Genomic DNA, 24,159 nt, shown 5'->3' with positions numbered 1-24,159 from the left:
ATGACCACCGTCGAAGGGCACCTCACCGCCTGGGCCAGGAACGCCACCCCCACCCAGCGCCGCTCCGGCCCCACCTTCGACGACCTCGGAGGCACCCCCACCGTCACCGCCGCGGCACCCGCACTGGCCAACGGCCCACTCCTGCCGTTCCTCATCCAAGCCCTGGCCCACCACCTCGCGGCCGACAACACCGTCGACGACGTCGCACCCATCCGCGACGCCGTCCTCGACGCCATGAAAACCCACGACAACCACACCGCCTACGCCGGAGCCACCGACGCCCTCGCCGCCGCACCCACTCTCGCCGCCGCGCTCGGAACACCGCTGACCCGCACCCTCGTCGCCCGCCTCCGCGCCGCAACCGACGACGAAGACGACCTCTCCCGCGCCCTCATCGGCGCCGAAGCCGCCGACTGCCTCGTCCAACTCACCCTGGCCGACGTCATCACCGCCGCCAAAGTCCTCGGCGCCCTCGACGAAGCCACCGAAGACCCCGCCGCCCTGGCCCCCGAACTCGCCACCCGCCTGCCCCGACTCCTCGGCGTCCTCCACGCCCACCACCCCGACGCCGGCCTCGACCAAGCCCTCACCCGCTTCCTCGCCCTCGACCACACCCACCTCGACGCCGCCTTCGAACTCGCCCTCGACGACCTGCGCACCGCACTCGAGACCGACGACTACACCACGATGGCCGAGCAACTCCGCAGAACTCGCGACCACTTCGCAGCCATCACCGCCACAGACCCCGACCGCGTCGACGCCCACCTCTACCGCGCCGCGCTCGACGCCGTCCTGGGACTCTCCGCCCCCGACGCCCGCACCCGTGTTCCCCTCGCGGCCGCGGAACTGCGCACCGCGTTGCACCGCTACACCTCGTGGCGCCGGGGCGCCGCAACGGTGACCTGGGCGGCCGGCCGCACCGCCGGCATCACCGCGTGGGCCGAACTGGTCGCCATCCTCGCCGCCGCCGCGCCCTACCTCGATGCCGCCGACCCCTGGTACGCCGGAGGCCCCGCCGTCCTGTCACCCCTCCTGCGCGCCTACACCGCCCACCACAGCGTCGCGGTCGCCGTCACCACGGACGCCTCACCCGCCGCCGCGGCGCGCATCCTGGTGATGCCCATCGTCGAGGACACATTCCTGCGCCACGAACACCGCAGCCGGATCCTGCTGCACGCCATCGACCACGACGACGCCTTTCGCGACGACCCAGCCGCCTATCAACTCCGCGCCGCCATCGAACGCGCCGCCGCGACCCAGCCGGCAGCACCAGACGGCGTGGGTGAGCGTGATCAGGGAAAAGCACGCCGGTGGCACCGCGTCGCCGACGTGTTCGGACCCGAGGAGTTCGCCGCGCTCGCTGACACCATCTCCGACCGGTCGCTGGACCGTCTCGAACTGGAACTGCGCACCGGTGAGGACGTTGCCGCCTCCATCCGCGACCCCAAGTACGACCGCCTCATGTCACGGCTCCTCGACGACCTCGGACGATCCGCAGACTGGCTTCCCGGCATCGCGGAGGAGTTCAACGCACTCCTGGACGTTACCGTCCGGTTCGCTTACCACTGCTACGACATCGGGCGTAAAATGGGCGGCTCTTACACCGAGTTCCTCCGCCTCCGTGACAAGGACGGCAGAAAACAAAAGGTGGACGAGGCTCTCTTCCATCAGTATTACCGCGAATGGATCTCCGTCACCGGCCTCTTCCGCGTCGTCAACTGCGAAGTCGACGACCGTGCCGGAGGCCGCGCCGACCTCGTGTTCTCCTTCGGCGCCGTCCACTTCTCCGTCGAATGCAAAATCGAGGAAAACGACGCCACGGAGACCGGCTTGCGTACCTACGTCTCCCAGGCCACCGAATATCAGAACACCAGCGCCGCGTTCGCGATCCTCTTGGCCCTGGACAAGACCGTCGGAGCCGAAGGCGCCGTCAACATCTTCGACAGCATCTGGATCGAACACGTCCAACGCCCCGGCGAGAGCGAGCCCTGCCGCGTGGTCATCGTCCGCGTGCCCGGAGGACGAGAGCAACCCAACCGCCTGCGCCCCGGAGTGCGGCAACCATAGGAAGCCGGGCACGGCAACACCGTCCCTCCAGTCCAGGGCGGCAACGCCTGCCCAAACGCCCCCTCCCCAACCCCATCCAACCCCATCCACCACACGTGCGCCCGAGCCACACTGGCACGTGCTCGCCCCGCTCCGACACCGCCTTCTGCGCCGTTACCACCTCAGCGATGGGCGCCGTATTCAGGCGTTCCCTTCGCGGGCAGTGGCCTGGAGGCGTTCGGCGGCTCGGCGGGTGAGTCTTTCCAAAACGGTGGGTCGAGGCACCGTCGCCGACGAGAGGGTGGTGACGGTGTTGGCCCAGGCAGACGGTCATCGTTTTCCCCGGATCAGAGTTCGGGTGGGCTCCGGGCAGCCTCTCCATCCTGCACTGCGCGCTGTGTCGCTACCTGACGGATTTCCGCCGCGCGTCCCCTTGTTCGATACGTCAAGGCTCGTGGAGAGTGGACCGCCACCGAGTGCAAGCAGCTGTGGCAGGCCCTGCAGTACGTTGTCCTCAGGCCCCGTCAGATCAGCGAAATTGCTTGCGCAGCCGTCGTCTTCAAGGCTGGAAGTGGTCAACGCTGAGAAAACCTCGGCGGGGTGCTGCTTTGGTTGACATAGGAGGGGACGCACCGCGTGGCCGCAGTCAAGTCAGTAGAGTTCGACCGGGAGCTGCACGAGCTTATCTTAGCTAGCGGCCAGTCTCGTCGAGGAGTCAATGCCAATAACTTTTTTGTCCACTCCGATGATCTCAAGGGCATGCGCCCTACTGACTTGAAAGCGGCTTTGAAGCAAGCAATGGAAGGAGACGATGTCGAAGTCCGTGTCACTCACGATGACAACGTCGACGAGGATTATTCTATTGCGGAGCCCATCTCGTTCACGTTTTCTGCGGGCCAATTGTCGATCTCAGTCTCAGTTGGATACCATCCTGATGGTCGCGATATCGACGAAGCAGCGATCGCCGCGCATAGGGCAGTCTTGACTCCCTACCTGAAGCGCCGTCGAGCCTCGGTGAGCAACGTCGAGCTGGTGGACTGTGTCCCTCAAGGCGTCATCTGGAATATCGAAATCGCCTGCTCGCCGCGTGGGCGTGACATGGCCGACCTCTTCCAGATCGGTGAAGGAGCGATGGCTCTATTACAGGCATTTCAGAGCGGGGAACTCACCCGCGAGACGACACTCGATCTCATCCGTTCCGGCAATGCACAGGTCTTGGTCGGGCAAGAGGAGGGACCTTGGCTCGATGTGAAGAGCGCCCACTACGACCTTCAGTCTCCCTCGGGGAAGATCAATATCGCGCGGGCGGTCGCCCGCTTTGCTAATGCCGAGCACGGCGGGATCGTCGTTGTCGGGATGCGCGGCAAGAAGATCCCAGGCGGTGAGATCATCAGCAGCATCTGTCCAGTACCGGTGGATCGCCGGACGCTCCGCAACTACAAGACCGCGCTAGAGCAGCATCTGTATCCACCGCCAGACTATCTCGACATCGAGATGGTGCCAGCCGAAGGAGGCGGCCTCATAGTCCTGCATATCCCGCCGCAGCCCGAGGAACACAAACCGTTCCTTGTTCACGGGGCGATCGTGGAGGGGAAGGTCGAGGGCACGTTCATTAGCATTGTGCGTCGGCGCGGTGAAACGTCGATCTCGATTACCGCTCCAGCCGTGCACGCTACCTTGGCGGCTGGCCGGGCGCTTCTTCGGCGTGGGGAGCTCCCCAAGGATTCAGGATGACCCACACGGGGTCTCGCTCGGCAGTTCGCGCCCAAGGGCCTGCTCCAAGTCCGGGTGCGCGATCAGCGAGTTGACGGTGTCGGGGCAAAGCGGTCGCACAGCCTTGATGAACGCTGTCGGCGTACGAGTTGGGCTGGCTCTGACACGGACGACCGAACAACTGCCCTCGACATTGGTCTCACCCGACCGGGAGCCCACCGCCCGGAGGCGGCGATCCACCACGTCCACGAAGCAGCGCTGCGCTGCCTCGTCGGTGATGACGTCCGACGGTGCCCGGCCGTTCGGGACGTGCGCGCATCGGCGGGCGGACGCCTCCAACACGCGCGGAGCCGGTGGAAGGGTTGCTCGGCCGACCGGTCCCGGGGGGTGTGGAGATTGTGAAGGCCCGACGGTCGATCGTCGGCACGGGTTCCCAGCGGCCTCGACGGAGCGTCATGATAGACCTCCGCACCGTGACGCAGCGGACAGGGGGGCAGGGCATTGGGTGAGCATCAGAAGCCGGATCCGGACCCGTCGAAGGGCAGGCCGCCGCCCGGGAACAAGGACGGCCAGGTCCCGGAGGAGCCCGAGCCGGACGGCCGCCACAAGAAGCCGCCAAAGCCGTGAACGACAACCTTGAGGGGCATCGTCGCCGCGCGATGGAGGCGATGGACGTGCACCGGGCCTGGCCCGAGGACGCAGCGTGGGTCCGTGACGCCGTTGAGGCGCTGCCGCGGCAGGGGTTCGCGCCGGATCGGTTGTGGGACTGGGACGGCCACGCCTACGTGCCCGTCGACCGCGGCACGGATCCGTACGGGTGGGCGCGTCTGGTGTACGCGGGCCCGTACGACGCGGCGATCACCGAGATCACCCACGCCCGTCCCTCCTCCAGCCTGTCCTGCACTTCTGTGGTCGCGAGCATGCTTGACGCGCTCGACATCGAACCCGGCCACCACGTCTTGGAGTTGGGCACCGGCACCGGCTGGAACGCCGCTCTCCTCGCCCACCGCGTCGGCCCCACCGGCCACGTCACCAGCGTGGAGGCCGCGCCGGACCTGGCGGCTGGCGCCCGCGCGACGCTCACACGAGCCGGCCTCGGCGACACGGTCATGGTCGTTGTCGGCGACGGTGCACACGGCCACCACGACACCGCCCCCTTCGACCGCGCGATCGCCACCTACGCCGTCGATCACGTCCCCTGGGCCTGGATCCGACAGCTACGCCCCGGTGGGGGTCTGGTGTTCCCGTGGGGACGTCTGGGCCATTTCGCCGTGACCGTCGCGGCGGACGGCCGCTCGGCCACGGGGTGGCTACAGGGCCTGGCCCAGTTCATGCCCGCCCGTGACACCGCCCCGATCCCGGAGTTCGACGAGGTCCGTGCCGACCGCAGCGCGGACCACGAGGACCTCTTGGCCCGCGACATCACCCCCCTGCACACGGATCGGGACCTGCTGTGGGCGTTGCGCGTGGCGGTTCCCGACGTCGTCTACGCCACCGACACGGACGAGGACGGCGTGAACGCGTGGATTCACGACGGCGCCCGGTCGTGGGCCGTGCTCACCACGCTGCCCGACGGTCGTGTCCGTGCCGGGCAGGGCGGTCCGCGGCGCCTGGTCGACGAGCTCGGGGCCGCGTGGGACGCGTGGGACGGTGACGGTCGCGTTCGCCGTTGGGATCACGGCATCACGATCACGGCCGAGGAGCAGTTCGTCTGGGCGGGCGATCCCGAGACCGGCCCCCGGTGGACTGTCTCCGCTCCGGCAGGGGTCACGAACGGGTGACATGGATGTCGTGTGTGGGGCATCCGCTCGTCTTCACGTCGTGGTGACGCCGAACGCGGTGAACAGGTCCTCGAGGAATCGTCGGACCATGGGTTCCGCTTGTTGTGGGGTGCGGAGGTCGTGCCAGCCGAAGCGGAAGACCTCGTATCCGGCGAGTTTGAGGTCGCGGTCGGCCCGCATGGTGGTCGCGTAGGTGGCCTAGAGGCGATCATGGATGCCGCTTTCGCCGAGGACGTCACCCGAGCCTTCCCCTTCAGCGCGCCGGGCGAGCACCGGCTGGTCAAGGTGGCGGAGACGCCGCGTTCCGCCACCAAGAGCCTGGACGCCAAACGAGCGGCTGCCGCTGCGCACGCCGCTGCCCTGACCTGGACTGGGGACACGGGCGACATCAAGGGAGCCGGAGTCCTCCTCGTCGACGACGTCTTCACCAGCGGATCACAGCTCCAGCAGGTCGCGCTGCGGTTACGGGCCTCCGGCGCCGCCGACGTCCGCGGGCTCGTCCTCGCCCGCGTCCCCTGGAACGGATGATCCCCGGCGGGGCGAAGGGCAGCGGCGCGCAGCCGGCGACAGGCCCAAGGCGACCGCGATTCCCTCCGTCACCCACGGTGCTCGCCCGATCGTCGTACGACCACCCGGTCCTGTCCAGCCAGCGCTGGACCTTCTCCCTCTCGTCCGCCCCCACCGACAGCAGGGCATCGACTGCAGCCTCACCGTTGTCGACCAGCCAGTTGATGGCGTAGGCGTGGTTGAAGATGTTCCGCATCAGGGGCGCGATCTCGGGAGCGGTGTGGCCGTTGCGCACGAGCAGGAGGACGGCGGCCGAGGTCCGGTTGACGAGTCGCCACCAGCTGTAGGCCCCGAGCACCACCTTGTAGTTCTCGGCCGGGAAGCTCAGGGGGAAGCGACGAGCTCGTCGCCGGCCTTCAGGAGGAGGGAGGCCGCCGCATGGGCGCGCTCGGCCGTCTGCGTGTCGTTCGCGAGTTCGGTCACGAACCCGAACTCTAGGCCCGTCGAAAGCCCTGCGGAATCGGCCGGTTGACGTCGACGACCACCGGTTGCGCAGTGCGTCGGCCGGGTGCCTATGGATACATCCGCACCCGGCAAGGCTCGGACCAGGGCGATGAAGGATCGATGGCACGAACCGCACAGTGGTCCGACTTCAGTGGCGATCGATCGGGAACCATTGGCGCACCGGACGGGGGTGCTCCGCTCGCCTGCGGCAACGCCTCACGGTCGACGCCGCTTCGGAAGGTGCCGACCTGCCATGTCGAGGCGGCTGGCTGCCGGCCGGCCCGCGTCGCATCTGCCAACCACGAAGCGTCGGAACGCTCCGGGCCGAGGCCCTCCGCTCTTTCCTTCGCCGACTGTGCTGCGTTGTCACATCCACCCGCGCCGTGCGCCTCACGTGGAGGGTCGAGCTGCCCCCACTCTGCCGAGCGTTGTGGAGGATTGCCCGATCGCCGCGCCCGCACGGACCTGGTCCGGGGGATCGCCTGCGGGAACTTCCCCCGATGCGCGCCGGGCGCCCCGTGCCGGTGGGGCCGGGGGACCCGACGGCGGCTTCGAGATGACGTTCGACCGGGTTGATGGCGTCGCGCAGCACGGCTGTCCTCGACCATCAGGCCGTCGTGGTCGGCGACTTCCGCCACGACGCCGCCGGCACGCCGCCGAGGGGTTCGCCCCCGGCGAGCGTGTACCGGGCGATGTCCGTTCGGCCGCCGATCGCCACCGGGCCGGGACGCAGCCGGGCTCGACTTGTGCCGTCGGGTACCCGACGATGCCCCGCCCGGTCGGGTCAGGTGCGGCGGAGCATGCTGTGCATCTTGGCCATCGTCGCGATGAACGAGGGGATCCCCGTGGCGATTCCGATCATCACGCCGATGCCCGGGCCGTACGCGGCACCGGCCATCAGGCCCGCGGCGGTTCCGGCCGACACGCCGACCGGCACGGATACGATCTGGATCACCGCCCAACGCACGGGCAGCCGTGCGTCGTCCTGGGTGTTGTGCGTGCTCATGTGACCTCTTCCTGCTCGCTCCATGATGGACACGGCGATGTGCATGCTCTGGCGCCAGAGGCTCGGTCTCGCCTGGGTACAAGCCTTGCGGGCGGGTCGCCTCGACCACCACGCTGTCGAGACCGCAGAAAACCAGGGGGGTCCGTATTTCCACCGACGACGAACCGGTACGGATGCGCTCGCTCGGGCCGGGCGACGGCGTCGCGGGGTGGATCATGCGCTTCGCCGGCGGCGAGGAACGCGTGCACGTCACCTTCGACGACATCCCGGGCGAGTGGGTGTACGAGGTCGAAGGACGCATCGTCGCCGGCACCGTCGGCATCACCCGTCTGACGATCGCCCCACGCGACCTGGACAACCCGAGGAGCCTCACCAGAGCGATCGTCGCGGGCACCCCGATCGACACGGTGATCGAGCGCCTGCGCGGCGCGCTCAAGCAGGCGTGGGACGAGCGCCCCGCCCACCTGGCGGCCGCCGTGCGCAAACACCAGCCCAAGCAGGGTCGTTCCCATTCGCCCGAGCACTTCCTCCAGGTCGCCTGGCGGGCCGTCGAAGGCGACCTCGACGGACGCTCACCCCGCCGGGCCATCACGGACACATGGAACGTGGACGGAGACACCGCCACCAGATGGCTGGCCGAAGCCCGAAAGCTCGGCTACCTCCCACCCGGCCCCATCCAACCGGCACCCGGCACGGACACGTGGGTGAAAGCCACCGGAATCCTCGAGGCACGGATCTTCGAGAAGGCCCTCCACGACGCGTTGGCGAACCCCGACGCGACGCCCATCGCCGAACTCCTGGCCACCGCAATGACGACGACGTCGCCCCTCGCGGAACAGCTCCGCAACGAGGCCTTCCTACATTGCCTCGTCGACCTGGCCAAGGGAGATCCCACCGACCCGGTACACAATGCCGCCGCCGCACTCCTGGCCGCCTTCCAAGCGACTTCCCCGACGGAGGAGAACAGCTCCGACACCGGCGACCACAGGCACGAGCCTGAGGACACCGTGCCGACAGCGGCCGAGCCGCCGCCCGTCCGACCGGCCGAAGGCACTCGCCCAGCACGGCCGCCTGGGCGAAACGTGCCGGCGGACGACGGACGCGAGGTGACGCACCGCATCGTCGAGAACGGGCTGACCTACGCCTACAGCGGATACACCCGACTACGACAGGGTCGTCGCCGGACCTGGGTCGAGAGCCGGCAGCCCATCCGCGACGACATCCACGCCGGCCACACCTACTACGTCGTCACCCCCGACGGCACCGAGATCGCCGTGTACGTCGACGACGACCGGGAATTGGCGGCCACCGACCACGGAAGCAACCTCCTGGACGAACTTCCCGAGGCCGATGCCCTGCCCGGGCGGGATCGTGCTGCCCTCGAGATGTATCGAGAGCATTCGGACCTGTACCGGGCCATGCGTGGCGGCCTACGGTGACCGGAAAGGACACGAGACCCGGGCAAGGTTCGGGTTCTCTGGTTCGGTAGTTACTCGACGCGCACCACCCCGGGCCGGTTTCGAAAATCCGACCTCGAACGAGTGGACGTCGAACGCGGCGACGGCACGCTCGGCTGGGCCCCGGCCGCCCCTTCGACCGGTTGATCGCCGCCTACGCGGTCGAACGCGTCCCCCGCGCCGGGATCGAACAGACCCGCCCCGGCGGCGACATCGTCTTCCCCTGGGCCCGCCTGGGCTACTTCGCCCTCACCACCGGCAAGGACGGCCGCTCCGCCACCGGATGGCTCCACGGCCTCGCCCAATTCATGAACGCCCGCGGCACACCCACCACCCCCACCCACCGCCAAGTCCGCGCCGACCGCGACCCCGACCACCAACGCCCCCTTACCCGCGACCACGCCCCCTCCAAGACAACGCCCACCTGATGTGGGCGCTGCGCCTGTGCCTGCCCGACGTCCTGTTCGACACCACCGCCGACACCGACGGTGTCCACGCCCGCCTCCACGACGGTGCCGAGTTCTGGGCGACGATCTCCACGCCGCCGACCGGACCCGCGATCGCCTCCCAAGGCGGTCCGCGTCGGCTCGTCGACGAACTCGAGGCCGCGTGGGACGCGTGAATCGAGGCGGGCGCGGTGGTCCTGTACGAGCACGGTATGACCCCCACGGCCGACGACGAGCAGTTCGTCTGGGCGGGCGACCCCGACACCGGCACCCGATGGCCCCTTCCCGCACCCGCCCCGATCACGATCGGGTGAGGTGGACACCTCTCGCGGCGGCTCCGCCCGATACCGTCGGCAGCGCGATCAGGGCTGCCCAGGCGGGACGTTGGCCCGCCGGCCCCGGCTTGTCACGCGGGTGACGGGGCGGGTGGTCACCCATAGCCCTAGTCATTCGTGCTATCCGCGCTCGGTCGCAATTGGGATTTGTCGAGAACGTGCAGGCGCACCTTCGCCTGCCCGCACAAGCTCTGCGCTTCGGCTCGAAGCTGCGGCGAGATGACACCCACCGATGCCATCACGTGGACGTCGACGCCGAGACGAACGCTGACGTCGATGTCGTGCTGGAGTTGCTCGGCGTTGAACTGTTCCGGGTCGGTCTTGATTTCCCCGGCGAGGAGTTCCACGCCCCAGAGCCCATAGATGTCGACCTCGCGCTTCATGGCGGGGAAGTGCACGTTCGCACCTGGGATCAGGTGGGAACCGGGGCGTTCGTCGGCCAAGGCGGCCACGGTCAAAAGGTGCGGGAGGACCCCCTGATCCGCGGCGAGGTCGATGAACGTGTTGAGTCGGTACACGACCGTGGGGCCGGTGGCGTCGACGCGGTACCTCGCCGGCGTTCCGCAGCCGGGGCAAGGCGCGGGACCGGTGGTCTCCACCAGGGGCACGAACATTTCCTGACCGCAGTGATCGCAAGCCGACTCAAGGCCCCGCTCCGCCCAACCGGCTCCACACATTGCTTCCAGCACGTCCGGAATCGTGCTCCTGAGCTTGGTGAGTCCTGAATCTTCCGAGAGCTGTTGGACGGATCGATAGGTTCTCCTGGCGCGACCACCCCATGCCCGGGCGAGCTCCAACCGGGACGCCTCCTCGGCGTCACCGTCGCGATACGCAAGCTTGAGTTGCTTGGCCAACTCCTTGGACCGCTTGGTGAACAAGGCGATGATCGTTTCGTACATTCCGGGCTGCAGGAGCGCGCCCGGGGCGTGCTGGGCGAGCACCCCCTGCGCGATGCGTCCCTTGTCCGACACCTCCCACCGGTCGGTCGCCTCCTCCAGCAGGCGCTCGGTGACCGAGGAAGCGTCGGGGATCGTCAGGTTCATGCGGTGCCGCCGGTCCGCCGAGGTCTGCAGTTGGAGGCTGTCCCTGTGCCAGGTGGCGGACGCGGTGACCATCCCGGCGACGGCCGGACGTCGAGGCAGGCCGTCGAAGGCCACGCTCGTCAATCGCACGAGGGCGCGACCCGGGCGGTCGAAGGAGACCGGTGAAGCGAACTCGACCCTGTTCTCGCCGGCGTACAGATGCAGATCCACATGGGTGGTGGCGCCCCAGGACCGGTCGAACACCAACCACGTTCGAGGCTCCTGGTTGACGATGTAGGAGAAACCCGGAGAGCGCGGCGCTCCGGGGACCGCGGTGATGTCGGCGCCTGGCGTGTGGGTCATTTCCAAGTGGCTCCCGAGCCGGTGCAACTCCTCTTCCGGCGCCGTCAAAGAAACCAGCGCGACGTCGGGTGAGCGGTCATGACCGGTCAGAACGAGTTCCCTCAATTGCTCGGGAAAGTGGATCCAGGGCTCGACACCACCCCGCGGCACCAGCATGACGTGAGTGGGATTGATCGTCCGCGCCCGCAGGGCCCGCAGATTCCAGAACCAGACGCACGAACCCACGTCGTCGGGATCGGTGACGACGATGGTCACAGGACCACCGACCACACCACCGACCCCCGTCGACGCGTGCTCATGGAACTGCGCCGCCGTCCGGTCCAGCAACGTCGTCCCATGAATCTGAGCACTGCCGATCTCGGCATCGGTCATGGGCCGGTACACCGACAGCCAAGGTCCGGCATCGGCAAGGTGGACAGCGTCCAACTCGCCCGCAGCGGCGACCTGCCACAGCGGCGCGTCGCCCTGAGCCATGACCAGGCTCCCCCCGGTCCGACCGGACGGCGACACCGCAAACGGCGGGCACGTACACCCACTCAGCGACCCCACACGATCGATGTCCGCCAACGGCTCCACCCGAAGCCCGAGTTGATCCGCAGCCTGCTGCGCCCGCACCTCGTCCAGATCGACACTCACCGCGACCTGGACGTCGGCCGCGGCGACGATCTCCCGGAACGCTTCTGTGACCTGTCCGTCGGCCGGAACCTCCACGATCGGCTCCGTGACCCCGCCCCAGCGCGAACTCGCCTCACGTACGGCCCGACGAAACCCCGCCGAGCCACCCTCCTCGATGAGATACACCACCCGGGACGGCAGGACTGCCACCCGCATCGGAAACTGACCGAGGTACTCCCTGCGCTGCATGAACGCACCCTTTCCACTCCACCACCCGGCCCATCGAGTCCCGCACAGCACTCGCCCGCCCAGAGGCAACCGCGACCGCAAGCTTCGGACCAACCGCACGTGATCTCGACTGACACGTCAACCGGGCGCAGACTACGCGGCACGAGCCGCCTACGAACCGCTTTGCCACGCCGAAGAACGCCCCTGCACTCACGTCATGACAGGCACATACGGTGCACGTTGCGCCCACGGCGGTTTCCTCGCACCGTCACGGCGATCGTGGCGTCGCACCCTCGACCTCGGATTCCGCCGTCCCCGGGCCGGGCAGTGGTGGGACGTGGACCACACGACGACGGGCCTGCCGGTGCGGTCGCGCACGAGCACCGGGCGGGTCCTCGTGACGCTCAAGGGCGAGATCTTCCGATGCGCGGAACGAACTCGGCGGTGAGTGTCGTGGGATAGGTATGACATTCATGGATGAGCGGATCGGTCAGGACCCGAGCCGGCCCCCGGTGGCGGACGCGTCGGGCGGCGAGGACGAGCCGACCACCACGGAGATGCGGGCACGGCGCCGTGACGACCTATTCCTGCCGCAGGCCCGAGCGACCTCGCAGGAGTTCCCCTCCCTGCGCAACCTCTCCGCCGGATACCTCTTCGGTGGCATGGTCCGCCCGTTGGCACCGGATCCGGCGGAGTACGCGGTATTGCCGATGCCGCCGCTCAAAGGCGGCTTGGAGTTCGCCGCTGCGGTCGGACAGTGGAACATGCTGTGGGAGGCCGCCCAGTTCCGGCGCCGCTGCTTCGACATGGAGGATCTGCCGGATCCCATGGCGCGAATCGCGGACCTGGGCGACGTCAACATCACGTTCGTGCCGCGTACCCGTTCGAGGTACTTCGAGTACGCCCCGTTGTTCCACCTGCTGCCCAGACACGTCCTGGAGAGGTTCGGCCTCCCGCTGCTGCGAGGTGGCATGTGGCCGTTCATGATGGACCACGCGGGCATCGACGACTTCCTGCCGCCCGACTTCGAGGACCGCTTGGCCCGCGCCTGGGCGTGGACCGTGTGGCCGCGGATGATCTCCGGGTCGGGGATGAGGGCGTTCTCTGCCGACGACCCGATCCGACTACTGGCCCACAACCTGGACTTCTGGGTGCCCGCGGTCACCACCGCCGTCCAGGACCGACTGCGCGACTTCCCCGAGATCGACAACGGCACGACGCCGGGGCCGGTGACCCTGGAGGACGGCAGCCTGCTCGCGGGGGCCGTGGCCGGCAACCCCCGGGCGGGCGGCGTCGTGTGGTTCGGGGAGGAGGACGCCCGCGAGGCGCTCGACGAGACCGTGGAGGCCGCGGACCGCATCGGCCGACTGCGTGACATCCTCGACGCCGTGCGCTCCCACCGGATCGAGGACGACTTCTCCGACCGATGGTCGTACGCCCGCGAGGACTTCGAACGCAAGCTCCACGGCAAACGACGCAAAGTCAAGGTGACGTTCGTGGAGTTGACCGACACCATCCCGGTCCAGGGACCCGAGAGCGAGGTCCTCGGCAACCTCGTCACCAACGACTTCCTCGCCCTGCTCGACGTCCGCGACCGTCGGATCGTGGTACTGCTCAACAGCGGGGTGACCAGCAGGACGGAGATCGCGGACATCCTCGGCTACGCCAACCACAGCGCCGTCTCCAAGCGCCTGGCACGCATCCGCCGCATGGCGCAGTCGTACTTCGCCGAGAACTGAACCGCGCCCCGAACACCCGCCCGCGCGTCGGCACCCGCAGGCGGCGTCGCACCGCGACCGCGGAAGTCAGACCTCCACGGTCGTGGTGGCGGCGGATGACCACCCGAGCCCGGGGGCGCCGGCCCTCCCGGCCCGGCGCACCCGCACGTTCACGCCATCTCCGTGTCGTCCGGGCGGATTAGCATGGATCATCGTCATCGGTTGGGGAGTTCCCTTGGGCAGCAGCTTCAAGATCAATCAGCGCGAGCTCGACAAAGCCATGCGGGAGATCGCCAAGGGCCTCGAGCGTGCCGCGCGCAAGCACCCCGTGTCGGTACCCATGCGCGTCGAGTCGATCGCGTCACCCCGGATGTCCGGCGAACCCCTCGAACAGGACCCCGTCATGTCCCGCCTGGTGACATGGCTTGCACAGCGCACGGCATCACATCCCGGGCGGTACCAAAACCTCTCCCATTTCACCGACGAAGAGGGGGATCTGCCGCCGGGCGAGGCGGACATCCTCGGACTTCGCCTCGAGGAACAGGGCCTGGCGAAGGTGCTCCGGACCTTCGGAAGCGGAAGCAGGACCGTCATCCTCACGGACGCGGGAGAACTGGCGGCCCGACGTCTGGCCCGACTCCGTTCGGACCGCGCCGCTCGATTCGCCCACGCGTGCGACGCCCTTCTGCGATGGATGTACGACACCGGCCCCGGCGGCGAGGCGGTTGCCGTCACCGCGTTCGCGGATTCCCGCGACTGCCGATTCGCCGGGGACCCACTCACGACGGACGAGGTCACCGGCGCGCTCGAGCGCCTCGTGCGCCACGGATTCGCCCGCCTCACCGACGACCCCGCCGCGGTCGCGGCACAGATCACTCAACGCGGTATCGACCGCGTACTCTCCGGAGGCTCCGTGAACACCCCCGCCCCCCAGGCCGGCAACACGTGGAACGTGCACAACTCCCCGAACAGCGTCGTCGGCAACCAAAGCGACTTCACCCAGAACAACCACCACGGATTCGACGCCTCCGCCGTACGGGACTGGGCCGAACTCGTTCGCCAGATCGCCCCGACGCTGCAGGGCACCCCACAGGAGGAAGCGGACATCGTCCGCGACGCCGAGATCCTCATCGAACTCGTGGACCAGGAGAACCCCGAGCCCGGACGCGTACGCGCGCTCTTCGACGGCATCCAGAACCGGCTGACCGGACTCGGAGGCGCGTCCGCAGCACTGACCCTGCTGCTCGCCCAGGCCGAGCAGGCCCGCCAAGCCGTTTTCGGCTGAGCTGGTCGACGACCCCGTACCCGAAACCTTGCACGCAGTCCTCGCCCCGCCGACTCGGCCGCGCAATGGCCTTGGTGCCCCGGCTGAGCCGGGTCGACCACGACGGGGGAGGGCGAGAATCATCCGTCGATCCCGAAGCGGACGCGCCGTGAGATCGCCCGCGCACTCGACCTCGCAGACATCGTCCAACGCCCCGAGAAGTTCCTTCGCGACCGCCGGTAGACCGGCGTCGGGCAGCGCCGCCACGCTCGCGGTCACGCGCGCGTGCTTCGAGCCCTCGCCCGGGGGCGTGGGCAGACCCAGGAGCGCGCACGCCTCGCAGAGCGTCGTGTGCGTGTTCACGTCGCCGAGATCGGACGTAGCCGCTTCGACGATGCGCCGCAACGCGACGAGATCCGTGCCAGCATTCACCACCCGTCGAGTCTGACAGCGACGAACGACATCCGCACCGACGTCGCCGAAGGCCGGAACGTCCAACCCGGCACGGCCGGTACGTATCCGGAGCGTGCGACGCCACGGGGCGTGTGGTGACGCATCCGGCTTCCCGGCACCCAACCCCTTCGGGGACCCGGTCGTCGATGCTCCGGGAGATGCCGCGTGTCGGGAACGGCCCACGGGCCGTACCGTCCCCTCCTCGGATGTGCCGAAGCCCGCGCTTGGCTCGGCCGAGTCACGGGTGGCTTCCTGCGCGGAGCACAGACCGCCCGGGCTTACAGACCCGTGTAGTGATCGACGTCGGGGGCGAAGTCGATGTCGGCGTAGAGGTCGCGCATGTCGACGTAGTAGTCGATCTGCATCTGCTCGTGGTTGTCCAGGAATCCGGCGTAACCCGCATGCAGCAGGGTGGCGAGCTCGTGCACCTCCCTGACCAGCTCGTAGAAGTTGAGGTTCGTCTGAACGGGGCGCGCCGCCGCCTTCTTCTCCCCGTGTCCGACTGTGCTGTACCTGTAGGTCTCGCCGGTCTCGTCCTCGCTGTCGAGCCAGTCCAGGAGCTGTCGGGACGCGTTGTCGATGCGATTGTTCGGGGGCTCGAGCTCCAGCAGTCCCATGTATCGGTCGAGTCGGTCCGCCAACTTCCTGATGTTGTGCGTGCGCAGCTTTTCGTCCAGCTTCAAGGGGCTGAGGTTCTCCGGGCCCGTGTAGCCGCCGCGCACCGCGCATCGTGCGGTCAGCCGGATCAGCCATTTCAACGTGAGCTCGATGCCGTGGCGATAGTTGTACAAGATCGGAATCGGCAGCCTGTCGTCCGGACCATGCTCGATCCAGCGGCGCGCCCCGGCCTCGGCGACCCGTAGGAACCCGGCGGCGATCACGAACTCGTCCTCCCGGGAGCCCCCGACGATCGCAATCTCGTGAATCGCCCACTTCGGCCGCGGAAGGCTGTGCAGATCCTCTGTCTCACCCATGCCATCAGCATGGGCCGCACGGCCGTTCCACCGCCATCACAATTTCGACCCCACGCTCCTCGCGAGCCAAGACGCCCCCAAACGGGCCTACCCGTCGAGTGGTGCGGACTCAGGACAACGCCCCCGATCACCCGCCGCCCGTACACCTGGATACCGCTCGACCACTGGAACCGCGGCCTCGCGCGCGACAAACCCACCCCTCGGAGCCCGCGATGCGAAACTCCTGCGCACCGCGCCGCACCCGGCTCTACCGTCTGGGTATGGCCGTGCAACGCGAACTCCTCTCCCGTACCGCCCGCAACGCCGTGCGCGGGGAGCTGACCGGTCTCGCGAAGGCAGCGATCGCGGAGTACTGGGAGAACGAACACTTCGCCCCCGACCCCAACTTCACACCGGGCGAGGGCAGCGTGCGCAAGCAAACGTTCGACTCCTACGCCACCGCCGTCGACTGGACCGACGCCGACCACGTCGCCCGCGCACTGCGGGTGTTCGAGACCCTGCTGCGCCGTGTTGACCGCGACAGCCGCCGCGACGGCGGCGGGATCCCCACGGACTCACTGGCGGATCTGCGGGAGGCGTTCGCGCGCGACGGTGTGCGCCTGGACGACGACCTGCGGCTGCACACCGCCAGGGTCGCCCACCTGGTGGTCCGCACGGACATGTTGACGAAGCCCTCGGGGATCCAGGCCGAGTTGGAGCGGGTGCGCAGGTTCGGGGCGGACTATCCGGACGACGCGATCGGTGCCGCGAAACAGTTGATCGAGGCCACCGCGAAGGTCGTTCTCCTCGAGCGCGGTCTACCGGTCGACGAGCGCCTGGATCTCCCCGCGCTCGTCAAGCAGGCTCAGCACGCCCTCCACCTGCACCCCACATCGGCGCCGCCCACCGCCTCCGGGGCGGCCCCGGACAACGCGGAGAGCATCAAGCGCATCCTGGGCGCGCTCACCTCGGCTGCTATTGGCGTGGCCGAGCTGCGCAACCGCTACGGCACCGGCCACGGCCGCCTGACCGCCCCCACGGGCCTGGGGCCGCGGCACGCGCGGTTCGCGGTGGGCACCGCCGCCACTTGGTGCGAGTTGATGCTCGACACCCTTGTCGACCCCGATGCCCCGTGGCGACGCGCGAACGCGGCTGCCACGTCCGCTGGTGGCGCGACCTCGACCTGAGCGCCGAGCGGGTGCGGGGATTACCGGCGCCGTGTCGGGGTGACATGGCATCGTGGCGGCGAGTCACGTGCTCGACCGGCGTTTTCCTCGCCCGCCCGAGGCGGTGCCCGTGTCGTTGCCGATTCGTGGAGGAGGCGCGTCATCGCCGGGTCCGGTCGCATCACCCACGTCACGCGCCGTCGCCTGGTCAAAGACCTCGCGACGACATGGAGCGGGGATCTCGACGAGGTCGAGTTCCTGCGCCGTTTCCACGACCTGGACGCGCTGCCCAGTAAGGATCCGCGGCACGCCACCGCGCGTGAGGACATCGGCCGCCATCGCGTCCACGACTGTGACGGGGACGACGACTGGATCTTCACGGACGAACGCTTCGGCCTCGCCGAGAGCGACGGCGCGCTCCTGCGGTTTCTGACCGAGATGCTCCATCCCGAGGTCCGCACCGACCTGGCCGAGGTGAATCGGCTGCACACGCTTGTGAACTCGGTGCTGGTCCACGACGGCTACGAAATCGTCCCCGTGGAACACATTAGCGGCGCCCCGGTGTTCGCCGCCCGCGCGATCGGCGCGGGCGTGCCCGGAACCGTGAAGAACCTGATCTTCGCCGCCGACGGCCCCAAACCCCGCATCGTGCTCGGCGACGCCCTCAACAACGACCTCACCATCGTCGAGAACACCAAGCACTGCCTGGTCTACGACCGACCTCCCGCTGCTCACGGCCTGACCTGGAGCGACCTCACCACCTGGTGGGCCGACCGCGAGAACATGACCAAAGCACCGGCGAACGACATCTCACGCAGCCTGTACGCGCGCCTGGACCGCTCCCTGGGCGACAACAACGCCGAACGCCGCATCCTGCGCACCTACGCGGAACGCTATGTCCGCCTCGGCCCCGACATCCCGGCCCTGATACCCCAGGTGTACCTGCACTACGACCCGTACACCCGCGCCCACCACGCCCCCGCGACCCCGCCGTTGGCCCGACAGCGCATGGACTTCCTCCTGCTGCTCCCACAACGGGTCCGGATCGTGATCGAGTGCGACGGCAATCAGCACTACGCCGACCCCAAGGGACGCGCGGACCCCTCCCGGTACGCCGAGATGGTCGCCGAGGACCGCGAACTGCGCCTGCGGGGCTACGAGGTCTACCGCTTCGGAGGCGCCGAACTGACCGACAACCCGGCCACCGGCCGCCGTCTCGCCGCGTTCTTCGATCGTCTCGCCGAGCGCCACCCCTGACGGCCCACGAAACCACTCCCGACCGATTCGGCGTCCGGCTGGCTCCCGTACTTGGCCGCCCACACTGCGCCGAGCGGTGGCGACCCGCGGCGGGACAGGCTGCAGGCGACCGGCAGGACCTCGCGTACACGCGGGGTTAGACCCTCGACGGTGGCGATCGCGGCAGGCTCCGTGCGCACGACCGACTCATCGACCGCCGCACGGCGGCCCGGGAGTTGTACTCCTCCCACTGGTACGCCCGGAGCCGCGACAACGGCGACTCGGACCCCAGGCAAGGGATGCCGGCTAGATCCTGACAAAGATGATGCCCGCGAGCTTGTCGGTGATCCCGGTCGGGACGGTCCGACCCTCCAGAGCATCGCGTGCGTAACCCGGGAGCGCGGTGCGCAGGCCGCAGAGTACCTCGGGAAAGTAGGGGCGTGGGAAGTGCCCCCGGTCGGTCGGGAGTTCGGGGAAGACCTTGCTCTCTCCGTGGGTGGTTCGTTCGTCGGTTGCCATCGAGAACTGGCGTCTGCGGGCCTCGGAGAGTTGCCGGAAGATCTCCTTCGCGACACTTCGGGCTCCGTACTGCGGATCCTTGAGGAAGGCCGTGAGTGCCGGACCACACCGCCGACCGGGCAGATCGCGGACAGGGTTGCCACGCAGGCCGGGGTCGGCCAAGTCTTCGAGAGGGGCGGAGTAGTGCAACATCTCCTGCCCCAAAGTGGGCCCGGAGAGGGTCCGCAGGTCTTGGACGAGCATCGTGCTGATCACAGAGACGCCGGCCAGCCCTGGGCGACTCGGCGCACGTCTCCGCGGTGTGCGGTAGTCCGCAATCGAGCCCCGCACGATACGTGGGACTCCCGCTGTACAACACGTACACGGGGGCAACATCGAAGTGGGCTGCCGTGCGGGACAACAGCGCGATCTGTTCGCCCTTCTTGTTCGCGTGTTCGACATCGACGTGCCACGAGTCGCCTCGGCGTTTGAGGTTCTTGGCCTGTGACAGCATCCCGAAGCAGGCTCCGGTGTCGTCCATCCACCACCAGAGCCAATCGGCGCCCGTCTCAGCCTCCTGAGTCCGGTTGAACACCACCGGTTTGACGTACGGCGCGGCAGCCTGACAGAGGGTGTCCGTGGCACTCTCCTCGCGCCATACTCCGTCGGTGATCTCCCAGAAGGTCATGAGCTCGTCGACCTTCCCTCGTGCTCGGACCAAAGCTTTGTGCAGCGCGAACTCGTCGGTCACCGGGATCCTCTTGGTGGCACGGCAGGGGGTCTCGACGATCACGAGTCCCGGTAGTGCGACAACCTATCCTGGCGGATGCCAACAGCCAGCGGGAAGTTGTCACCGGCTACGACAACGACATCACCGTCGCCTGTGGACACCCACGGGCGCGACGAAATTGTGCAGCGGTGCCGTTGGCGCTTTCGGAAAAGGTTGACGGTGGCACACCAGCGATGTGTCCATGTTCACGGGAGTGTCGAGGCCGACGATTCGGTTCAGTGGTCTATTTGACCATTCGGATCGGGTCCTCGCGACGGGTCGATCGGCGTCGCCGAGCCAATAGGCCATCACGGCGGTGGCGCGGCGTCTGTATGTGGCCCTTCCGATCGTGGAACGACGAGGACTTCACCGCCTGGTATCCGCGTGACGGGCGCCCCGGGCTCGCGCCCGCACGACTGGCCACCGTCTGCGTGCTGCAGTACGTGATGAACCTGTCGGACCGTCAGGCCGCCGAGGCGGTGCGCTGTCGTCACCGGAACCGCTGGCCGAACCGCGGCCGGGGATCCGGTGACGCGGCAGGCGCTGCAGCGCAGCGGGACGCTGGTGCTGTTGACCCGGCCGGCCGGTCAGGACGAGTGAGGATTTTCCCGAGCGGGTGAACATGTCACTTGGTCCCTTGGACGTGGCGGCAAAGCTCCGGATCTCCGGGACCGGAGAACCTGACAGCAGGTGATCAATCACGTGCAGAATCATGATTACCTCGACGGGCACCCCTTCCTGGGGTCTTCCCTCGACTCCACCCGTTCCTCTGCGGAAACCCGCCACCGGCCCGTACCTTTCGGCAGGGGCATCCGAACGGTGGGGGAACGATGATCGAACTGTCGAAGATGATCCAGGACCTGCGTGCAGAGATCGGCACGGCCGTCACGGCCGCCGCCGGCGAGTCGATCCAGTTTGAGCTCGGCACCATCGTGCTGGAGACCCACGTTGAGATGAAGCTCGACGCCGCCGTCAAGGGCAAGGTGCGTTTCTGGGTCGCGGAGACGAATGCCGAGGTGGGTGTGAGCCGGGGATCCCTGCACAAGATCACTGTTCCGTTGACGCCGGTCATCGTCGATCCGGCGAACCCGTCGACCCCACCGAGAAGCGCCAAGGTGTCCGGTCAGGCCCAGCAGAACGAGGACTGATCCGGTGGCAGGCCTCGACCTGGCCCGGGTGGTCCAGGTCTGTTCGGAGGGCGGCCGGGCCTCGGGATATGTCGTACGGCCCGGCGTCGTCCTGACGGCCGAGCACGCCGTCACCGTGCCAGGACCGATCCGGGTGGTGCGCTTCGGACCCGACCTCAGCAGTTGGGAACAGACGGCCCAAACGGTTCTGACCTCAGCGAACGCGGACCTCGCGATCCTGCTCCTTGATGAGGAATCGGAGGTCAACGGCGATTGCGTACGGTATGCCCGCGTCGAACGCAAGGTGGCGGGGAAGATCCGCTGCGACGCCGTCGGATTCCCGCTGTTCATGCTGAAGGCCACAACCGGCGGACGGTCGAGCCGGGACAGCCACCACCTGCGGGGCACCGTCGAGCCGGGGTCGGGTCTGCGTACGGGCGACCTGACGATCGCCACCGCCGTGCCGCCGCCCGACCCGGATCCGGCGGAGTCGCCGTGGGCAGGCATGTCCGGGTCCGCGGTGTTCGTCGACGGACACCTGATCGGTCTGATCAAGGAACATCACCGTTCGCAGGGCCCGCGGTTGACGCTGACGACCGTCAGTTCCTGGTACGCACGGCTCACCCCAGAGGAACTGACGCTTGCGTGTGAGCACTTGGAGCTGCCGGTGTCGGCCGGGGACCTGCCCGTGCTGCCGCAGGCCCAGTCGACGCCCACGCAGGGGCTGCGTTCCGTGGCGTCGCGGCGTCGCAACTCTTTTGTCAGGAGACGGGCTCGCGCGCTGAAAGCTGCCGTCGGCGTGGCGACGCTGGCGATAGCCCTGGGTGGAACTCCGGACGGACCACCCTCAGGAAAAGCCCCCCAGGGCACAGGAAAAATAGAGAACTTGGGATTCACCGCAGCCATATCAGACAAATCGTACAGGGTCATCCTTCCTCTTCACAATCCTCAAAACAAGGAACAGCGCCTCGACAAGGTCGAGCTAATTGTCACATACAATGGCCCGGCTTGTGCGGAAGTCCCCTTCATTCTCGTCTATGGCGTCCAAGAGCCGGTTACTGTAGATTCTTCGGGGAAAATCAAACAAGCTTCAGTTTCCGTCGACTCCGGGCTGGCACGCGGGTTCACAACCCCCGCGTCCGGGGAAATCAATCGAGGATGCGGGCCAAATCAATTGCAATTTCGCTTCCAGCCCCCGGGCGCCATCCTGGCGCGACAGTCAACTACGCCCATCCTGGTAGATATTCCTCGGAAACTCACTGTGACCGGGATGATCAATGGGATTGATGGTTATGAAAAGTCAAGCACTGAGCTGCCTGCACCGAACGATCCATTCTTCGACTACGTTGCTTTCCATGCGATTTCCATTACCGACTCCGGGGATAGGGTTAGTTCGTGCTTTCTGCTGGCAGCGAGCGATCATCAACCCGGAACCGGACCTCAGGACTGTGATACTAAAATCGGATCAACCCCGGTCTTTTGGAGGCAAAAATATGGACCAAATCGGAGCGGATTGGAGTATGTGAGAGTCAGCTGATTTCCTTTCAGAACAAGTCCCGTTTCGACTGATCTATTCTTTGGGTCAGCGCCTGCGGTTCGGCAACTCCAAAGGTGGCGAAGGCGGTTGCAACAACCCGCCATACGAAAGGACAGTGCTCCGTCCAGACGTCACTGCCGACGACACAGGGGTCCGAGGGATCGGCGCGGTAGTCGAGTGCCGGCGCCACATCCTCCCCGGCAGGACAGTTGGTAGCGATCAGCGCCGCCTGTTCGACGTCGAGCCAGGGCAGTTCTCCAGGCGATCACGGCCTCCCCGCGACCGACCCACCGCAACGGCCGGTCCGCCGACGTGGACGGGACCGCGGGGGCCGCGCCGTTCACATCGGGTGGTGCGACATCGATTCCTTTCCTCGAACCTCGACCTCTGCGCGCAAGGCGGCCAGGGCGACGCGCATCGCGGCGGAGCAGCGCCGGACCGACTCGGGCATCACCTCGGCGAGTTCCTCGTACAGGGCGTCGCTCGTGAAGGCCAGGAGGACGGCCTCCGCCGCCTGGGACCGCGCGTCGGTCTCCGGACGCGTCATGTCGTTCATGTCGCGGCCGGCCATCAGGAATCCGGCGTGCGCCTCGTCGGTGTCGATCGGTGGTCCGCCGTCCCCGCACAGGCCGGCCACATATCCCCAGGCGATGTTGTCGTCCAGGGATTCCTGGATCCGGTACTCGTGCTGGAGGCACTTGGACAGCTGGTCCCGATCGATGCCGTGCCAGTGCAGGTAGACGGTGAGCGGTCCGACGAGGCAGTCGAGGGAATTGAGCGCGTCGCCCAGGAGGTACGGGGTGGATCGGGCCCACTCGCCCCAATCGTGGGCGGTCTCGCGATTGCTCGTCAGGACGGAGAACAGGGTGTCCATGCACTGTGCGACGCGCATGCGGATGAGATCGGTCAGAACGTCTGGTGCGGGAGGTGTCACGGGCCGACATTAGGGCGGCGGAGCGGAGAGCGGGAAAGGCCCGCCGCCGGATTCACCCCTGCGGGTTGCCTCCGGCGGCGCGGGGGTTCGGGTGCGCCGCGGGCGAGTCGGTGATGGTGCGGCCTCCCGGGCGGGAATCTCCGCGCGCGGCAGGGCCGAGGGTGCCGATGATTCGGGGCGGCGTTCGGTGTCGTCTACTTCGCGGTGCCGAGTCCGTGGAGGGTTCGGGATCGGTCGTCGGTGGTGGGATGGGGTGTCCAGTCGAGCGGAACCTGACGTGGGGTTCGTGTCGGCGTCCGGGTCCACTCACTCGGGGGATGCCCATCCTTGCTCGGCGAGCCGGGCGCGGATCAGTGCCGCGATGTTCCGTTCCTCGTTCGCCATGACCGCGTGTTCGGGAATACCGAGGCTGTCGCCGACGTCCGCCCACCGGTCCAGGCCGGATACGACCAGTGCCCACTGGGCCGCGTTCAGGACCAGG

21 protein-coding genes and 1 pseudogene are annotated in these 24,159 nt (G+C 67.9%); 15 read left to right on the top strand and 7 right to left on the bottom strand.

Features of this window, described 5'->3' with window-relative positions; all coding sequences use genetic code 11:
* From ACFZBU_RS38850 to ACFZBU_RS38840, 3 genes are all read left to right on the top strand, one after another.
* Positions 1-2,067: a hypothetical protein gene (locus ACFZBU_RS38850; RefSeq protein WP_391588485.1), complete on the top strand. Its 2,067-nt coding sequence runs from the start codon at positions 1-3 to the stop codon at positions 2,065-2,067.
* A gap of 615 nt (positions 2,068-2,682) precedes the next feature.
* Entirely contained in the window at positions 2,683-3,780 is a 1,098-nt protein-coding gene (locus ACFZBU_RS38845; protein WP_391588484.1) for an ATP-binding protein, read from the top strand.
* A 602-nt stretch (positions 3,781-4,382) separates the two neighbouring features.
* Positions 4,383-5,540, top strand: a complete 1,158-nt coding sequence (locus tag ACFZBU_RS38840; protein ID WP_391588483.1) for a methyltransferase domain-containing protein — start codon at positions 4,383-4,385, stop codon at positions 5,538-5,540.
* A gap of 33 nt (positions 5,541-5,573) precedes the next feature.
* Here the strand turns inward: ACFZBU_RS38840 and ACFZBU_RS38835 are convergent, their stop codons facing one another.
* The gene (locus ACFZBU_RS38835) at positions 5,574-5,720 is read right to left on the bottom strand and encodes a hypothetical protein (RefSeq protein WP_391588482.1); all 147 of its coding nucleotides are present in this window, start codon (positions 5,718-5,720) and stop codon (positions 5,574-5,576) included.
* A gap of 30 nt (positions 5,721-5,750) precedes the next feature.
* Between ACFZBU_RS38835 and ACFZBU_RS38830 the strand changes: the two genes are divergently transcribed.
* Positions 5,751-6,068, top strand: coding sequence for a ComF family protein (locus ACFZBU_RS38830; protein ID WP_391588481.1), 318 nt, complete (start codon positions 5,751-5,753; stop codon positions 6,066-6,068).
* 1,267 nt (positions 6,069-7,335) lie between these two features.
* Here the strand turns inward: ACFZBU_RS38830 and ACFZBU_RS38825 are convergent.
* Positions 7,336-7,557 (bottom strand): hypothetical protein, encoded by a 222-nt coding sequence (locus ACFZBU_RS38825; protein ID WP_391588480.1) that lies wholly within the window; start codon positions 7,555-7,557, stop codon positions 7,336-7,338.
* Positions 7,558-7,730: 173 nt separating this feature from the next.
* On the opposite strand from ACFZBU_RS38825, the gene ACFZBU_RS38820 reads away from it, so the two are divergent.
* The 3 genes from ACFZBU_RS38820 to ACFZBU_RS38810 all read left to right on the top strand — a co-directional run bounded on the left by ACFZBU_RS38820 (position 7,731) and on the right by ACFZBU_RS38810 (position 9,636).
* Positions 7,731-8,996, top strand: a complete 1,266-nt coding sequence (locus ACFZBU_RS38820; RefSeq protein WP_391588479.1) for a hypothetical protein — start codon at positions 7,731-7,733, stop codon at positions 8,994-8,996.
* 161 nt (positions 8,997-9,157) lie between these two features.
* Complete coding sequence (locus tag ACFZBU_RS38815; protein ID WP_391588478.1) at positions 9,158-9,442, top strand: hypothetical protein; 285 nt, start codon at positions 9,158-9,160, stop codon at positions 9,440-9,442.
* Positions 9,442-9,636, top strand: coding sequence for a hypothetical protein (locus ACFZBU_RS38810; protein ID WP_391588477.1), 195 nt, complete (start codon positions 9,442-9,444; stop codon positions 9,634-9,636). Before ACFZBU_RS38815 ends, ACFZBU_RS38810 begins: the two co-directional genes overlap by 1 nt.
* A 266-nt stretch (positions 9,637-9,902) precedes the next feature.
* On the opposite strand, the gene ACFZBU_RS38805 is transcribed toward ACFZBU_RS38810, so the two are convergent.
* Entirely contained in the window at positions 9,903-12,044 is a 2,142-nt protein-coding gene (locus ACFZBU_RS38805; RefSeq protein ID WP_391588476.1) for a hypothetical protein, read from the bottom strand.
* Between the two features lie 443 nt (positions 12,045-12,487).
* Between ACFZBU_RS38805 and ACFZBU_RS38800 the strand changes: the two genes are divergently transcribed.
* The 3 genes from ACFZBU_RS38800 (at position 12,488) to ACFZBU_RS38790 (ending at position 15,557) form a co-directional block, all read left to right on the top strand.
* A complete protein-coding gene (locus ACFZBU_RS38800) occupies positions 12,488-13,762 on the top strand; it encodes a hypothetical protein (RefSeq protein WP_391588475.1) in 1,275 nt (424 codons plus the stop codon).
* A 214-nt stretch (positions 13,763-13,976) separates the two neighbouring features.
* On the top strand, positions 13,977-15,026 hold the full coding sequence (locus ACFZBU_RS38795) for a hypothetical protein (RefSeq protein WP_391588474.1): 1,050 nt from the start codon (positions 13,977-13,979) through the stop codon (positions 15,024-15,026).
* A gap of 330 nt (positions 15,027-15,356) precedes the next feature.
* Positions 15,357-15,557 (top strand): hypothetical protein, encoded by a 201-nt coding sequence (locus ACFZBU_RS38790; RefSeq protein ID WP_391588473.1) that lies wholly within the window; start codon positions 15,357-15,359, stop codon positions 15,555-15,557.
* A gap of 179 nt (positions 15,558-15,736) precedes the next feature.
* On the opposite strand, the gene ACFZBU_RS38785 is transcribed toward ACFZBU_RS38790, so the two are convergent.
* Positions 15,737-16,432, bottom strand: a complete 696-nt coding sequence (locus tag ACFZBU_RS38785) for a hypothetical protein (protein WP_391588472.1) — start codon at positions 16,430-16,432, stop codon at positions 15,737-15,739.
* 260 nt (positions 16,433-16,692) lie between these two features.
* On the opposite strand from ACFZBU_RS38785, the gene ACFZBU_RS38780 reads away from it, so the two are divergent.
* Positions 16,693-17,598 (top strand): abortive infection family protein, encoded by a 906-nt coding sequence (locus ACFZBU_RS38780; RefSeq protein WP_391588471.1) that lies wholly within the window; start codon positions 16,693-16,695, stop codon positions 17,596-17,598.
* A gap of 39 nt (positions 17,599-17,637) precedes the next feature.
* Positions 17,638-18,834: a hypothetical protein gene (locus ACFZBU_RS38775; RefSeq protein ID WP_391588470.1), complete on the top strand. Its 1,197-nt coding sequence runs from the start codon at positions 17,638-17,640 to the stop codon at positions 18,832-18,834.
* A gap of 285 nt (positions 18,835-19,119) precedes the next feature.
* On the opposite strand, the gene ACFZBU_RS38770 is transcribed toward ACFZBU_RS38775, so the two are convergent.
* Both ACFZBU_RS38770 and ACFZBU_RS38765 read right to left on the bottom strand, forming a co-directional pair.
* On the bottom strand, positions 19,120-19,575 hold the full coding sequence (locus ACFZBU_RS38770) for a hypothetical protein (protein WP_391588675.1): 456 nt from the start codon (positions 19,573-19,575) through the stop codon (positions 19,120-19,122).
* Between the two features lie 103 nt (positions 19,576-19,678).
* A pseudogene (locus tag ACFZBU_RS38765) lies at positions 19,679-19,999 on the bottom strand (DUF6615 family protein); the annotation flags it as partial.
* 275 nt (positions 20,000-20,274) lie between these two features.
* Here ACFZBU_RS38765 and ACFZBU_RS38760 point away from each other — a divergent pair.
* The 3 genes from ACFZBU_RS38760 (at position 20,275) to ACFZBU_RS38750 (ending at position 22,744) form a co-directional block, all read left to right on the top strand.
* A complete protein-coding gene (locus ACFZBU_RS38760; RefSeq protein WP_391588669.1) occupies positions 20,275-20,700 on the top strand; it encodes a transposase in 426 nt (141 codons plus the stop codon).
* Positions 20,701-20,910: 210 nt separating this feature from the next.
* Positions 20,911-21,228, top strand: coding sequence for a trypco2 family protein (locus ACFZBU_RS38755; protein ID WP_391588469.1), 318 nt, complete (start codon positions 20,911-20,913; stop codon positions 21,226-21,228).
* Between the two features lie 4 nt (positions 21,229-21,232).
* Entirely contained in the window at positions 21,233-22,744 is a 1,512-nt protein-coding gene (locus ACFZBU_RS38750) for a serine protease (RefSeq protein WP_391588468.1), read from the top strand.
* 340 nt (positions 22,745-23,084) lie between these two features.
* On the opposite strand, the gene ACFZBU_RS38745 is transcribed toward ACFZBU_RS38750, so the two are convergent.
* Positions 23,085-23,636, bottom strand: a complete 552-nt coding sequence (locus tag ACFZBU_RS38745; RefSeq protein WP_391588467.1) for a hypothetical protein — start codon at positions 23,634-23,636, stop codon at positions 23,085-23,087.
* Between the last annotated feature and the right edge of the window lie 523 nt (positions 23,637-24,159).

It is taken from the genome of Embleya sp. NPDC008237 (genome assembly GCF_042956465.1).
Lineage (GTDB): Bacteria > Actinomycetota > Actinomycetes > Streptomycetales > Streptomycetaceae > Embleya.
This window is presented reverse-complemented; position numbering and strand designations above follow the sequence as displayed.